Genomic DNA, 13,997 nt, shown 5'->3' with positions numbered 1-13,997 from the left:
GGGCATTTCATACTTCCATTTTCTTTAATTGCCGAAGGTCTTCTTCGGTATCCACATCGAATCCACCCCTTTTAAAGGTCTCCGTACAGAAATTGAAATCATCCAGTTGCAAGAGTTTTTTGGCTCCTTCGTCGCCATCCAATTGCAACAACAACGGAAATGCGGCTTTTCCAAAAATAGCCGGAACGCCAATATTTTCTCCATATTGGGAATAGGTCGCTTTTGGCTTTTTCGTTAATTGGGTATGCACCAATTTGATTAAGTTAGTACGCTCTAGAAAAGGTTGGTCGGATACCAGAAATAACACGCAATCCAATCCTGCTTCTTCCGCCAATGCAGCTTCCAAACCTATTTTGATACTGGATGCCATTCCTCGCTCCCAATCGCCGTTAACGACCACTTTAAAGCCTTTGGAATCAATTTTATCCTGAATTTTTTCTTGCTTTGCGCCCAACACTAAAATCTTGTTTTGAAAACCGAGCATACCAACTTCGTCCATCGTATGTTCCAAAAGTGTTTTTCCCTTGAATTCCACGAGCTGCTTGGGCCGTCCCAAACGAGTTGAACCTCCCGCGGCCAAAACAACCACTGCTATGTTTGCTTCTGCCTTCAAAGGTTTATTTTTTGGAATTGATTTGCTGTTGTATCGTGAATCGGTTCGGTTTTCTGCTTTAATGGTCGGGCATTTTTATTCTTCAATACACTTTGAATTTCTGCGAGAACGGACAATCCAATCTCTGCTGGTGTCTCCGCTCCGATTTCCAATCCTACGGGTGCGTGGATTTTGTTCAAATCATCTTTTGACACTTCGATGCAATCATCAGCCAACTCGTTGAGCATACGCTCATATTTTTTTAAAGGTCCAAGAATACCAATGTAAGGTATCTCGGTTTTGCCCAGCAATAGCTTCAAGACAGCCAAATCATAGTTATAATTGTGGCTCATCAGCACAAAACAGGTTCGCTGATAAATTTTGATGTTTTGTAGTGTTTCTTCGGGTTTCGTGACAATCACTTGGCAAGACCCCACAAAACGTTCTTTGTTGGCGTGGGTGGGACGTCCGTCAGTTATGATTACCTTCCAACCCAACAATGCTGCTTGTTGAGCCAGAATCTGCGCATCGTTCCCTGCTCCCACTAAAATCAATTTGACTGGTGGTCGATGCCATTGTATAAATACAAAGTGCGTTTCCGCGTTAGTTGTTAGCTCTGCAAAACAAGGTGCTTCATTACCAATAGTTTCTTTCCCTTTTAAAAATAATGCCTTCTGTAAATCTTCAGGGATTTGCTGTCCTAAAACAACCTGATTTTCATCAGACACTACAACCGTTCCTAGCTGTTTTTGGGTTTTATCCAAATCAAAAAGCACGGAAATGGCCATCGGAACTTCCTGTTCGGCAACGGTTCTCAGCAGCTCACAGGGATTCTTCGCGTCAGTATAATCCATTGGCTCAAAAAGCACCTGAATGATGCCATTGCAGCCCAATTGTGCACCGATTACTGCATCATCCTCATCACTGGTATCGTAAGTAACCAGTTTATTTTCTTGACTATCCAAGGCAAAAAGTGCTTTTCGGAGCGCATCCCCTTCCAAACAACCTCCACTGATGGCACCTGTGATATTTCCATATTCGTCCACTAACATTCGCGCGCCTGCGCGGCGATACGATGAACCATCAACGTGCACCACGGTGGCCAAAATACAGCGAATGTGCTGTGCTTTCAACTCTGAATAACGTGATATGATGACGTCCAACTCTCTCATACCAAATTGGTTTTTAGTTGGTTTACGGCTTTTTTTATTTCTGTAACGGCCTTCTCTATATCTTCGGAAGTAGTATTTCGACCTGTGCTGATCCGTAAACTGGCCAAAGCAACATCATCTTCAATTCCCATCGCTTTTAACACGTGGGATGGATTGACTTGATTGGCGGTACAGGCAGAACCTCGGGATACAGCCAAATTATTTAAATAGCGAAGTAGCTTGGTGCCATCCACTCCTTTGAAGGATACATTTGTGGTATTGGGCAAACGCGCTTCATCGTGGGAATTGATGGTTGCCCCCTCTATGGTCAAGAGTTCTTGCTCCAATTGGTTTTGAAGACTTTTAAATTTTTGCTGATTTTCTTCCAAGCTATTTTGGGAAAGTTTGCAAGCCTCTCCAAAACCAACAATGCCAGGAACGTTCAAAGTACCTGGTCGGGCTCCTTTTTCGTGGCTTCCACCAAAAAGGTGTTTGTTGATGGAAATGTTATTGTTTTTATTTAAATAAAGTGCGCCAACACCTTTGGGTCCATAAAGTTTGTGTGAAGAGAAAACAGCGATATCAATTCCCAAATCCTGTACGTCTACTGGAACTTTCCCGACGGCTTGTGTGATGTCCGACATCACGGGTACATTACTGGCATGTGCTGTTTCGGTTATTTTTTTTATCGGATGAATCAGACCTGTCTCGTTGTTGGCCAGCATTAAACACACCAAAATTGTGGAGGGCTTTATGGTATCCCCAAGCTCGTTCAAATCAATATTTCCTTGCCTGTCCACATCCAAATAGGTGACTTCAAAACCACCTGACTCCAACGCTTCCAATGTATCGAGAACCGCTTTGTGCTCCGTTTTGCAAGAAATGATATGGTTTCCCTTGCCCCTGTTCTTTTTGCAAAATCCAAACAAAGCCAAATTAGCGGCTTCTGTAGCACCCGAGGTGAAAGTGAGTTCCGTTGGTCTACAACTCACAAGCTTTGCCACCTGTTCTCGCGCCGTTTCCACAGCATCCTCGGCATACCACCCAAAAGAATGATCACTGCTGGCATTGCCAAAATGCTCGGTAAAATACGGCAGCATCGCCTCCACTACCTTTGGGTCAACAGGTGTGGTTGCATTATAATCCAAATATATTTTTCCGCTTAGTGACAAATTGCAATCGTTATATTTGCGTGTGCATAACGCAATTTAATAAGAATGAATCAGTATTCAACTATGTTTTTCAAACCATTTAGGAAATAAAATCGAAGAAAATTTTTGATGGCTACGTTATTAATCGTAATATTGCAATGAATAAATCAAACTGATGGGTCTTACCAAAACAGAAATATTTACCGATAAGCAAAACCAGATTGCACAGTATGCAAAGGTTCTGGGCCACCCTGCACGCGTTGCCATTTTACAGTATTTATACAAATTGAATGCCTGTGTTTGTGGTGACTTGGTGGGTGAAATCGGTTTGGCTCAACCTACCATTTCCCAACACTTAAAGGAATTAAAACATTTGGGGCTGATTAAGGGAAATGTTGAAGGCACCAGTGTTTGCTATTGTATTGATGCCGATAACTGGAAGAAAATGAAGACCGTTATGTCCGAGTTTTTGGACCAAGACCTCAATCAAAAAGATTGCTGCTAAAAAAATTTGAACACATTAATCGTAATATTACAATAAATAGAGATAGTTATGAAGTTAGACGATGTTAAATCAGCATTGATCCAATTGGATACCATTGCGTTTCAATTGCCCAACGGGGAGTTGGTCCCCAATCATTTTCATGTGACCGAAGTCGGTAAAATCACAAAGCATTTTATTGATTGTGGCGGTACCGTTCGCCATGAGGAAGTGGTCAACTTTCAGCTTTGGAACGCCAATGATTATGACCACAGACTTCATCCCGAAAAATTGGTGCACATTATTGAACTGTCCCAAAAAACATTGGATATCGGCAATTTTGAGGTTGAAGTGGAGTATCAGGGACAGACCATTGAGAAGTTTGCCCTCGATTTTGATGGCACCAACTTTCTGCTCACCACCAAGCAAACGGATTGTTTGGCGAAAGATAAATGCGGAGTCCCTGCGAAAAAACCAAAAGTAGAACTTTCCGAACTGCAAAGCTCAGCATGTTGCACGCCTGGTAGCGGCTGCTGTTAACCCAAATCTAGTTCTTATGTCACATTATTCAGTGTTGAACGGTTTCATTTCCAATCTGGATGCAAAATCCATCACAACGGAGAGAAAGCAAACATTGTCCCCTCTTGTGGAGTATATTCAGGGAAAGATGGCTAAAAAAGAGCCGATTCGTCTCAATTTTATCTGTACACACAACTCTCGACGGAGCCATTTATCCCAAATTTGGGCACAAACCATGGCCCATCACTTTGGGGTCGGGAACGTGAGCTGCTATTCTGGAGGAACGGAGGCCACTGCCCTATTTCCCATGGTAGCTTCAACTTTGGCGAACACTGGCTTTGAAGTGCGAATGCTTTCCGAAGGAAAAAACCCTGTGTACGGCATCAAGTTTTCGGAAAATGAACATCCTGTTATCTGTTTTTCCAAACGAATGGATGATGATTTTAACCCAAAAACAGACTTTGCAGCCATCATGACCTGTTCACAAGCCGATGAAGGTTGCCCCTTTGTGCCTGGTGCCGAGAAACGCATTCCGATCATGTACGAAGATCCAAAAGCATTTGATGACAAGCCTCAACAGGCAGAAAAATACAGCGAGCGAAGCAAGCAGATTGCCACCGAAATGTTGTATGTGTTTTCCCAAAATCAGAAGTAATGGCAAACAAGAAACTCAGTTTTTTAGATAAAAATCTTACTCTTTGGATTTTTGTGGCCATGGCCGTCGGGGTCGGAATTTGTTACTTTTTTCCAAGTTTTCCCGATTTCGTCAATTCGTTCAGTAGCGGGACCACCAACATCCCTATTGCCATCGGGTTGATTTTGATGATGTATCCTCCCTTGGCAAAGGTCAGGTATTCCTTGCTTCCAAAAGTGTTCAAAAACACCAAGATCCTGTCCATTTCCCTTGTCCTGAATTGGATTGTGGGACCAATTTTAATGTTTGTCCTTGCCATCATCTTTCTAAGGGACTACCCCGAATACATGGTAGGACTTATTTTGATTGGTTTGGCCCGCTGTATTGCCATGGTGCTTGTTTGGAACGATTTGGCCGAAGGCAGCAGTGAATATGGCGCTGGTTTAGTGGCCTTGAACAGTATTTTCCAAGTTTTTGCCTATAGTTTTTATGCGTGGTTGTTCATCACACTATTACCTCCCTATTTTGGGTTTGAAGGTGCCATTGTGGACATTTCCATTGGGACGATTGCCGAGAGCGTGGCCATTTATCTTGGCATCCCTTTTTTGATGGGGATTTTGAGTCGTCAATTCCTGGTGAAACTAAAAGGCGAAGCTTGGTACACTGAAAAGTTTATTCCCGCTATTTCTCCCATGACCTTGATTGCCCTTTTGTTTACCATTGTGATCATGTTTTCCTTAAAAGGTGAGTTGATTGTGCAAATACCCATGGATGTCTTAATTATTGCAGTTCCCTTATTGATTTATTTCGCCTTGATGTTCATTATCGGTTTCTTCACTACAAAAGCGATGGGCGCCGAGTATGACAAAACCACTTCTGTGGCCTTCACTGCGACAGGAAATAATTTTGAACTCGCCATTGCGGTTGCCATTGCAGTCTTCGGATTGAACTCAGGTCAAGCTTTTGCAGGGGTTATCGGTCCTTTGGTGGAAGTGCCCGCGTTAATTTTATTGGTCAAAGTTTCATTTTGGCTAAGAAAAAAATATTTCAATCCTAAAAAAGTAGGAGTCCAAGGTTAAATCACCATTTTAAAAATTCATGGAGTTTAGTAAATTCGACTGCACAAAAAATTTCAAACAAACTAAACTCATTATGACTAGAAGAATAGCTTTTCTTGGATTATTGGCATTACTACTGTCCTGCAATTCAAAAAAGGACGATGCCCAACGTGAACTTGGCTTGGTTTACAATGTTTTAAGGGATTTTGACATTGAGAACTATGAGATTTTTTCAATGAACCTCGATGGGTCCGACAAAAAGAACATTACAGACCTATACCCAGTGGATTGGACCTACTACTCTTATAAAGATACCTTGTATTTTATTTCGGATAGGGGTGCTTGCAAGCGCTGCTATTTTTTGTACAAGACCAATTTTGATGGGGAAAATGTGCAAAAAGTCAACAACTTGGAGCTGGCCGATAGTTGGATGAGCAGCAGAAAGGACGGCACCGAGCTTATCGTAAAGCCCAAGCTGATTACGGAATCAACCTTTTATGTTCTAAACCAAAAAGGTGAAATTATAGATCGATTGGACACAAAACTTCCTTTTGCAGCGGACCCCTTGTTTGTAAATGATGGCAAACAGGTCGTTTTTAGGGGAGGAAAAACGGTCCGTAAAGAAATCAACGGCTTCGACGAAGAGCTTTACATTATTGATGCGGATGGCAAAAACCGAAAGCAACTTACCCATTATCCCGAAAAGGATACAACAGCAGGTAAATATGAATACAGGGCGGGTGCCCCAAAACTCCATCCTACGGAAGACTTTGTTTCTTACCAAAGCAAGCAAAATGGAAAATACAGCTTATATGCCGTTAGCTTGGATGGAAGCAAAACTTGGAAACTAACGGAAAACGAGCAAAACGAAGGGTGGCACGATTGGAGTCCCGATGGCAAATTGCTGGCCATTGAACTTTTTGACGACGAACAATCGCAGTTTCATATTGGTTTAATGAATTGGGAAACGAAAGAGATGCAGATTTTGACCGATGATACTTTTAAGTTTCAACAGGCTCCTAGCTTTATCTACAAAAATTAAATTGTAGGCTCTACAAGTGCTCTTTATCGATAAAATTAATTTTTCTTGTCATTGGAGTAGGGTTTATTCCGCTCAACTTGTTTATTGGGTAGAAATCGCACAGGGATAATTATGCCCTGAAAAATTTTAAAAACCCCCATACTATGAGAACAAAGATTTTTAGCAGTTTATTTGCCGTAATGACCTTATTTTTTGTAAGCTGCTCCGATGATGAAGGAAACGGAGGAAATCCACAAGGAACAGGCACACTTTCCGTGCAACTCACTGATGCCCCTTTTCCTTATGAATTAGTTGCAGAAGCAAACGTTACCGTTTATAAAGTAGAAGCTCGTCGTGTTTCCGAGGACGACGATGATGATGCTCTTACAGTAAGCCCCTACATTACCTTGATGGAAGAAGAAATAGAAACAAACCTATTGGAACTGACCAATGGCCTGACTCTTCAATTGGCTGAAATTGAGGTTCCTGTTGGCACCTATGATCAGGTTCGCGTATACGTTAAGGGTGTAAATGTAGTTTTGACAGATGGAACTGTTTATGATCTAAAAGTCCCAAGTGGTGACTCATCTGGAATTAAAGTATTTATAGACCCAGGGATTACCGTAGTAGGCGGCCTATCTTCCGATTTGCTATTAGATTTTGATGTGAGCCGCTCATTTGTGGCGAAAGGCAATTTAGATGTAAACGGCTTCAACTTCAAACCTGTGATCAAGGCCAGTAATCTTTCCACTGCCGGTACACTTGCAGGAAATGTAAGCACTATTGAAGAAGAAACTCAAATCGGCCTATTTGGCGCACAAGTTTCCGTATTTGCAGCGGACACGCTAAACACGACTTCATTTACTGATCCAGATGGTAATTATACCATTCTAGGTCTGGAAGCCGGCACCTATGAAGTGGTTTCCGAGTTTGAGGGCTTTATTGCAAGTGATACCTTAGAAGTACAAATAAATGCTGCGAACGTTACAACCCAAGATTTTATTCTTGAAGTAGATCCAGCAGCTACCGAAGAAGAAACAACAGAAGGCGGAAATTAATATCCCCGAACACAAACAAATTAAAGAAGAAAAAGCCAGGATATATCCTGGCTTTTTTGTTAGAAATCATCTTTCTTTCATATAATTATCGACAAATTCGATTAAATCCTGTCCATGTAAGTTTTTTGCCAACACCCTACCCTCTGGGTCCAGTAAAAAATTGGCCGGAATAGTTTTTAACCGAAGTGCATCCATCAAGGGATTTTGGTCTCCCTGCAAATGTGAAGCGTGCAGCCAACGGTTGGCCCCATCTTTTTTTATGGCATTGTCCCAAGCTTTTCCGCTACTTTCCAAACCATATGCTATAATCTGAAAACCATCTGCGTTGTATTTTTCCCATAAGGGAACCAGAATCTTTCTATTTTCCAACCTACATGGCGCACACCATGATGCCCAAACATCCAATACCACCAATCTTTGATTTTCAATCAATTCCCGTAACCGTACCGCTTCACCATCTTCCATTGGAAGCAGTAAATCAGGAACAAGGTCTCCTACCAAAATGGGTAAATTTTCCTTGTCGGCCATGGAAGCCAACTCTTTTGCCCAAGGATGCTCCGGGTGCCGTTTGTTCCATTTTTCGGATTGATCGTACAGCAATTCTGCAATACGCTCATAGTTTCCTTCAGGACTGGCCCAGCGCAGGGCTACCATAGCCGGGAGGAATTCTTCCGTGCCATTTGCAAAGTCCATCAATTGCTTTTGATACTGATGGAGTTTCTTTTCCCGTTCCAATAAACCTTCATCTGAAGCTTCATTCTTTGATTGACCTTTCAAATGTTTTCGATAAGCCTCCAAACGTAAATCTCTTAATGAAAGTATTTCGCTGTTGATGGGCGAAGGCTCTTCCAACGAAAAAGAGGCTTGAAATTGGGAGATATCAGCATTCACTCTGACGCTTTTCCCTGATTCATACACAAACGGAAAGTAATTATCCGTTTCAGGATTTTCATTCAACAACTTATTCGGATACTTTTCTCCTTTACGCTGAACCACTATCTCCAACAATACCGGAGCTTTCAACTCAGGCGGTTTCTTAAACTCAAAGCTCCCAGCTTCATCAACTTGAGCCGAATCCAAAACCTTGCCAACAAAACTTTGCGCCACAGCATCAAATTTTTCGGGAATAACCAGGTATACCATAGGTTTCCAATCTTCACCACCCTCCAAATCCATGGTTCCGGATAACCATGTTTCCTTGGAGCAGGATTGCATCAAAAAAAGGAAAAGCAAAGAGAATTTCAATAGGTTTTTCATATCAGTAAAATTAACCATTTCCTTAGATGGTTTTATGACCTCAATCAACCTTAAATAAATTGAGTTCCATATCAATCCGCACATAATTATTGCCATTCAGTTATTTACAAAGATGTTTCCCGACCAAACCAATATCCAATTCAATCAATTAAAAAAATGAATACAAGATCAATTGTAAATGCACTACTGAAAATTGTCCCCGCCGTAATTTTGTTACAGACCTTATTTTTTAAGTTTTCGGCAGCCCCCGAATCCGTATACATATTTAAACAGCTAAACATGGAGCCTTGGGGAAGAATAGGCTTGGGAATAATTGAATTGATCGTAGCGATTCTGATACTTGTTCCCAAAACAACTTGGCTTGGGGCTTTGTTGGGTGTTGGAATTATGTTGGGAGCTATACTTTCACATCTCACCAAATTAGGGATAGTAGTTAGGAATGATGGTGGTTCTCTTTTTATTTTAGCTCTGGTTACCTTACTATTCTGCCTGATTTTAGCTTGGCAACGGCGTTCCAACATACCATTTGTCAAAAATTTGTTCTGAATTAAGTCCTACCCTGTTCAATACAATCATATTTTTACTTCAAATTATGAAAATGGACGAAAAAACATCCAACGAATTAACTTGGAGTGATTTTACCAAGGTAGAAATGCGGATTGGAACCATATTGGAAGCCGAAGTGTTTGAAGAAGTTAGAAACCCCGCCTATAAAATGATCATTGACTTTGGTGCTGTGGGCAAAAGAAAGACCTCTGCCCAAATCACAGATCTATACACTCCTGAAGAACTGATAGGAAAACAAGTTGTAGCTGTTGTCAACTTCCCTCCTAAGCAAATTGCCACCATGATGAGCGAATGTTTGGTTCTTGGAGGTATTGGCAAGAACAAAGAAATTACCCTGCTGCAACCGGAACGAAGTATTGAAAACGGCACCCGAATCGGATAGACAACTATTCAGCTAGTTCCCCTGTCTACTCTACGGTTTTGGATATGGAGAGAGACGCATAGACTTTGTCCAAAATTTCGGGTTTGTCCGTAAGCACTACCAACGTATCATTTGCTTCAATTATGGTGGATCCATTTGGTGTAAGGTAATTGCCATTACGCTTGATCATTGCAATAATGGCTTTCTTAGGAAAGTTCAAGTTCACGATTTTTTCTCCTGTGGCAGGACATGACCCACTGATTATTATCTCTTTCATAATTGCTTTAGGATGTTCCGACAGCAATTCATCCGTAGGAGAAAGTGGTTTGACACTCTCAGGCAGGCCCACATGCAACCATTTGGCGACTATGGACAAGGTGCTTCCCTGAATCAATACGGAGGTTATCGAAACAAAGAATACAATGTTAAAGATAATATTGGCCTTATCTATGCCCGCCAACAAGGGATATGTAGCAAATACAATAGGTACCGCCCCCCTTAATCCTACCCAAGAAATATAGAATCTCCGTCTCAATTTCATTCTAAATGGCAAAAGGGAAAACATTACCGCCAAGGGACGGGCCACAAAAATCAAGAATAGGGAGATTAATAGCCCTATTCCAATAAATGGAACAATCTGGGTCGGGAAAACCAAAAGCCCCAGTGTAAGGAACAACACTATTTGCATGAGCCAGGCCAGGCCATCAAACATTCGCATGATGGTTTTCTTATGAATCAGGTTTTGGTTGCCCAGATATACGGAACAGATGTAAATGGCCAAAAACCCGTTCCCCCCTATAAAATTGGTAGCGGAAAATGTAATGAACATCAGTGCGATGGTCAATACCGGATAGAGTCCTTCAAAGTCCAACTGTATCCTATTGATGATTATCTTACTCAATTTACCAAACAGGAAACCTGCCGCACCGCCCAATGTCATTTGTAGAAAAAACATGGGCAATACCGATAAAATATTCCTTTCAGGAAACTGGACCAAGGTCAAAAATGCAATGGTAAGCACATAGGCCATGGGGTCGTTACTTCCACTTTCCAGTTCCAAGGTTGGCCTAAGATTTTTCTTGAGGGCCAAATTCTTGCCCCTGAGTATGGAAAAAACCGCAGCTGCATCCGTGGATGATACAATGGCACCCAGTAACAGGCTCTCATATATACTAAAGTCGGTGATCAGGTACACAAAATACCCTAAACCTACCGCAGTTAGCGAAACTCCAATGGTTGAAAGCATTATACCCTCCTTTAATACAGGCTTAACCGACTGCCAGTTGGTATCTAGTCCACCAGAGAAAAGAATAAAATTCAAGGAAACAACACCAACGAACTGAGCAATCTTTGGATTGTCAAAATAAATACCTCCAATACCATCCGAGCCAGCCAACATACCAATGGTCAAGAACAACAACAATGTAGGAATACCAAAACGGTAGCTTGTTTTGCCCGCTAAAATACTGATCAAAAGGAGCACCGAACCTATTAAGATGATATTTTCAATAGTGATATTCATTTAGGCAGGCTTTCTAGTTTGAGGTAATTGTTTTTAAAATATTCAAGGAATAGCTCCTTATAGTATGGATACGTTTTCAAAAAAGCGAAGTTAACTCAATTTGTGCGATATGTGAAGATGGAAAACACTACGATTACCATCAAAATGAGCATAAGAAATATTGATTTTGAACTAATTGAGCCTAATTTATCCGAACTTGAATTAATCTGTTAAAACACAAAAAAGAACGTTTAACTGCATTTTTATGACCAAATCAGTGTTAAATACCTAAAAAATATTCGACAAAATGCACTTTTTAGTCGTTAAAAGTAAAAACCTATGAAAAATTGATAAGTATTCGCTGCCAATGTTTTTGATCTTTGTCATGTATTAACCCCCAAATCTATACATCATGACACGTTCAACTTTTTACAGCCTTATTGTTTCAGTTACAATACTAGCCGGTCAATCTACTTTTGCCCAGGCAGACGAAAAAATGATCAACGAGACTATGGATGGCAGTGTTTCCACTGTTGATGGCTACGTACCATCCATGTCCATTACCAAAGATGGTAAAACAGCCTACTTTAGCAAGGGTACTTACGAAAAGCCACTTTACGGTGTGTTTTCTAAAAAAGAATTGATTTATCACGTTTATCGTGCCGAGAAAGTCAACGGTGAATGGACCAATGTTACTCAATTGGAGGTATGTCCTAAACATTATTCCGCTAAACACCCAACGGTAACCGCTGATGGATCTCGATTGTTCTTTGCATCCAATATGAAAGGAAGCTATGGAAAATATGACATCTACGTAGCCGATATCGCTACAGACGGAACTCCAGGTGTATCCAAAAACCTTGGCCCCAAAGTAAACACCAAAGAAGATGAGCTCTACCCTAGCATTTACAACGAAACCTTGTTGTTCTTTGCTTCTGAAGGGAGAGATGGTTACGGTGGATTGGACCTTTATGCCTCACAGGTGGTAAAGAACACGCTTACCACATCCGTGAACCTTGGTGCCCACATCAACAGCAACAGTGACGACTACGCCATTCAATTGAGCCCAGAGAAAAAGATGGGGTTTGTAGTGTCCAATAGAGGTTTCAACAATACCGTATCACAATATACTGTAGCCTATGGACGTTCAAGTAAGCGGGATCAGTACAACGATGTTGCTGATGGAGGTACAGGACTCCAAACTGTTATGAACGATAATACCATCGATTACGTGGATACATCGTTCCAAGACGAAGAATAATAGAATACTGAAAAATACTTACTGAATCGGTCAATAAACCTGAAGTGTCTTGTGATGTTGTTTCATAGCCGAATTTTGAAACACTCATGACCATGATAAGAAAGACAGGGGGAAACTGACAGACTATCATAGAAAGCGGGTTGTATTATTTCAATCTGACCGATTTACACCAAGAATAGGATGCTGATGGGACGGCATCCTATTTTTTTATTTAAAATTCTGAAAAACAATTACTTAAACATATCTTCCAGCCCTCCAATCTTCTACCTTCCTGAATTTAAAGATTTCATCAAAAGTGCATTTGAACGAAAACCACTACAAAAATTCCGCTCAATAGTTAAAAAATTCTAAATTCACTATTGAAATAATACAATCCCAAATCTATTAAGTCATGAACAAAAACTACAACACTCGAAAAAAAGGCGTCCCAAAACCTCTTTTCACCTTACTTTTTTTGATGGGGTAAAAACCTCAACCAAACAGAAATTTTAGCGACCGATCCCTTTAGGGATTACACCCATTTTTGAAGTAAACTTAAATGGAACATCTATTGGTATAGTTTTTTCCAAAGGCTATACGGTTAGTTTCATTAGCGGTTTATCCCAACTTCAACAATGCGGAGAAGGACTCCCATGTCCAAAAACTTAACCTACAGAACAAATGATGTAACAGTATTAATCCCCCTAATCTTTCTTATCATGGAAAAAAAACCATTAAAAATTGCCATCATCGATAATGATGGTGCTATCGGCGGCATTTACAATCAATATTTTGAAGAAAACGAGCAGTATGAGCTTCACGGAGCCTATGGTTCCGTACATGAACTGCTGTCCAATTTTGGACGCTCCCATCCAGATATCATTATCTGCGAAGCATTACTGAACGGTATTTCGGGAATTGATGGCCTTGATTATTTTTACCGAAAAAACAAAGACCTTAAGGTATTGATGATGAGTAAAATGAACGATTTCAAACTCATCAAAGAGGCTTTTAAAAAAGGAGCGAGTGGCTACCTCATCAAACCGATAACCAAGGATAGGTTGTTCAATGCTTTGGAGGCACTGGACCAGCATGGAATTGCTTTGGAACTGGATGTAGCAAAAAAAATCATCGACTCGTTCCAGTCAAAATCTTTTGAGGCTTTTTCCAAAAAGGAGAACGAAATCATAGAGCTCCTAACCCAAGGATTCACCTATAAAATGATTGCGGACAAGCTTTTTGTCACTCCCAGCGCGGTCAATTTTCACATTCAGAACATTTATGTAAAGCTGAACGTAAACTCAAAATCAGAAGCTTTGAGAAAACTCAAAGAAATGGAAATACAGCAGTTGAACGCGGCGTAAATTGAAAATTCCAATAAACAAAAAACCCTGACCAAATGGTCA

General features: G+C 40.9%; 15 protein-coding genes. 10 read left to right on the top strand and 5 right to left on the bottom strand.

The genetic code is table 11. The annotated features are described in order from the left end of the window. Positions 1-7 precede the first annotated feature (7 nt). From K1F36_RS06345 to K1F36_RS06335, 3 genes are read right to left on the bottom strand one after another with little or no spacing between them, the layout of a single operon-like run. Entirely contained in the window at positions 8-613 is a 606-nt protein-coding gene (locus K1F36_RS06345) for a nucleotidyltransferase family protein (protein ID WP_220113050.1), read from the bottom strand. Further along, entirely contained in the window at positions 610-1,764 is a 1,155-nt protein-coding gene (locus K1F36_RS06340; RefSeq protein ID WP_220113049.1) for an XdhC family protein, read from the bottom strand. The genes K1F36_RS06345 and K1F36_RS06340 overlap by 4 nt, the downstream gene beginning before the upstream one ends. Continuing rightward, positions 1,761-2,891, bottom strand: a complete 1,131-nt coding sequence (locus K1F36_RS06335; protein WP_258538957.1) for a cysteine desulfurase family protein — start codon at positions 2,889-2,891, stop codon at positions 1,761-1,763. Before K1F36_RS06335 ends, K1F36_RS06340 begins: the two co-directional genes overlap by 4 nt. A gap of 178 nt (positions 2,892-3,069) precedes the next feature. Between K1F36_RS06335 and K1F36_RS06330 the strand changes: the two genes are divergently transcribed. From K1F36_RS06330 to K1F36_RS06305, 6 genes are all read left to right on the top strand, one after another. Beyond that, positions 3,070-3,399: an ArsR/SmtB family transcription factor gene (locus K1F36_RS06330; RefSeq protein WP_220113047.1), complete on the top strand. Its 330-nt coding sequence runs from the start codon at positions 3,070-3,072 to the stop codon at positions 3,397-3,399. Between the two features lie 48 nt (positions 3,400-3,447). After that, entirely contained in the window at positions 3,448-3,915 is a 468-nt protein-coding gene (locus K1F36_RS06325; RefSeq protein WP_220113046.1) for a DUF6428 family protein, read from the top strand. Positions 3,916-3,931: 16 nt separating this feature from the next. Then, positions 3,932-4,549 (top strand): arsenate-mycothiol transferase ArsC, encoded by a 618-nt coding sequence (locus K1F36_RS06320; RefSeq protein WP_220113045.1) that lies wholly within the window; start codon positions 3,932-3,934, stop codon positions 4,547-4,549. Beyond that, complete coding sequence (gene arsB / locus K1F36_RS06315; RefSeq protein WP_220113044.1) at positions 4,549-5,607, top strand: ACR3 family arsenite efflux transporter; 1,059 nt, start codon at positions 4,549-4,551, stop codon at positions 5,605-5,607. Before K1F36_RS06320 ends, arsB begins: the two co-directional genes overlap by 1 nt. A gap of 73 nt (positions 5,608-5,680) precedes the next feature. Continuing rightward, positions 5,681-6,628 (top strand): TolB-like translocation protein, encoded by a 948-nt coding sequence (locus tag K1F36_RS06310; protein ID WP_220113043.1) that lies wholly within the window; start codon positions 5,681-5,683, stop codon positions 6,626-6,628. A gap of 143 nt (positions 6,629-6,771) precedes the next feature. Continuing rightward, positions 6,772-7,665 carry a DUF4382 domain-containing protein gene (locus tag K1F36_RS06305; RefSeq protein ID WP_220113042.1) on the top strand — a complete coding sequence of 298 codons (894 nt, stop codon included), beginning with the start codon at positions 6,772-6,774 and terminating at the stop codon, positions 7,663-7,665. Positions 7,666-7,731: 66 nt separating this feature from the next. On the opposite strand, the gene K1F36_RS06300 is transcribed toward K1F36_RS06305, so the two are convergent. Next, entirely contained in the window at positions 7,732-8,922 is a 1,191-nt protein-coding gene (locus K1F36_RS06300) for a TlpA family protein disulfide reductase (RefSeq protein ID WP_220113041.1), read from the bottom strand. 156 nt (positions 8,923-9,078) lie between these two features. On the opposite strand from K1F36_RS06300, the gene K1F36_RS06295 reads away from it, so the two are divergent. Continuing rightward, positions 9,079-9,468, top strand: coding sequence for a DoxX family protein (locus K1F36_RS06295; RefSeq protein WP_220113040.1), 390 nt, complete (start codon positions 9,079-9,081; stop codon positions 9,466-9,468). Between the two features lie 52 nt (positions 9,469-9,520). Continuing rightward, positions 9,521-9,871 (top strand): tRNA-binding protein, encoded by a 351-nt coding sequence (locus K1F36_RS06290; RefSeq protein ID WP_220113039.1) that lies wholly within the window; start codon positions 9,521-9,523, stop codon positions 9,869-9,871. A 25-nt stretch (positions 9,872-9,896) separates the two neighbouring features. On the opposite strand, the gene K1F36_RS06285 is transcribed toward K1F36_RS06290, so the two are convergent. After that, a complete protein-coding gene (locus tag K1F36_RS06285) occupies positions 9,897-11,372 on the bottom strand; it encodes a potassium/proton antiporter (RefSeq protein WP_220113038.1) in 1,476 nt (491 codons plus the stop codon). A gap of 391 nt (positions 11,373-11,763) precedes the next feature. Between K1F36_RS06285 and K1F36_RS06280 the strand changes: the two genes are divergently transcribed. Continuing rightward, positions 11,764-12,612 carry a TolB-like translocation protein gene (locus K1F36_RS06280; protein WP_220113037.1) on the top strand — a complete coding sequence of 283 codons (849 nt, stop codon included), beginning with the start codon at positions 11,764-11,766 and terminating at the stop codon, positions 12,610-12,612. 698 nt (positions 12,613-13,310) lie between these two features. After that, complete coding sequence (locus K1F36_RS06275; protein WP_220113036.1) at positions 13,311-13,955, top strand: response regulator transcription factor; 645 nt, start codon at positions 13,311-13,313, stop codon at positions 13,953-13,955. Positions 13,956-13,997 lie beyond the last annotated feature (42 nt).

The sequence above is a fragment of the Flagellimonas abyssi genome, from assembly GCF_019457905.1.
In the GTDB taxonomy this organism is placed as follows: Bacteria; Bacteroidota; Bacteroidia; order Flavobacteriales; family Flavobacteriaceae; genus Flagellimonas; species Flagellimonas abyssi.
Note: the sequence above shows the minus strand (reverse complement) of the source record. Positions and strands in the feature narration are given on the sequence as shown.

Excerpts from the sequence above, each read along its gene's own strand:
- K1F36_RS06340 (WP_220113049.1), bottom strand. The coding sequence starts at position 1,764 with ATGAGAGAGTTGGACGTCATCATATCACGTTATTCAGAGTTGAAAGCA.
- K1F36_RS06330 (WP_220113047.1), top strand. The coding sequence starts at position 3,070 with ATGGGTCTTACCAAAACAGAAATATTTACCGATAAGCAAAACCAGATT.
- K1F36_RS06325 (WP_220113046.1), top strand. The coding sequence starts at position 3,448 with ATGAAGTTAGACGATGTTAAATCAGCATTGATCCAATTGGATACCATT.
- K1F36_RS06320 (WP_220113045.1), top strand. The coding sequence starts at position 3,932 with ATGTCACATTATTCAGTGTTGAACGGTTTCATTTCCAATCTGGATGCA.
- arsB (WP_220113044.1), top strand. The coding sequence starts at position 4,549 with ATGGCAAACAAGAAACTCAGTTTTTTAGATAAAAATCTTACTCTTTGG.
- K1F36_RS06310 (WP_220113043.1), top strand. The coding sequence starts at position 5,681 with ATGACTAGAAGAATAGCTTTTCTTGGATTATTGGCATTACTACTGTCC.
- K1F36_RS06305 (WP_220113042.1), top strand. The coding sequence starts at position 6,772 with ATGAGAACAAAGATTTTTAGCAGTTTATTTGCCGTAATGACCTTATTT.
- K1F36_RS06300 (WP_220113041.1), bottom strand. The coding sequence starts at position 8,922 with ATGAAAAACCTATTGAAATTCTCTTTGCTTTTCCTTTTTTTGATGCAA.
- K1F36_RS06295 (WP_220113040.1), top strand. The coding sequence starts at position 9,079 with ATGAATACAAGATCAATTGTAAATGCACTACTGAAAATTGTCCCCGCC.
- K1F36_RS06290 (WP_220113039.1), top strand. The coding sequence starts at position 9,521 with ATGGACGAAAAAACATCCAACGAATTAACTTGGAGTGATTTTACCAAG.
- K1F36_RS06285 (WP_220113038.1), bottom strand. The coding sequence starts at position 11,372 with ATGAATATCACTATTGAAAATATCATCTTAATAGGTTCGGTGCTCCTT.
- K1F36_RS06280 (WP_220113037.1), top strand. The coding sequence starts at position 11,764 with ATGACACGTTCAACTTTTTACAGCCTTATTGTTTCAGTTACAATACTA.
- K1F36_RS06275 (WP_220113036.1), top strand. The coding sequence starts at position 13,311 with ATGGAAAAAAAACCATTAAAAATTGCCATCATCGATAATGATGGTGCT.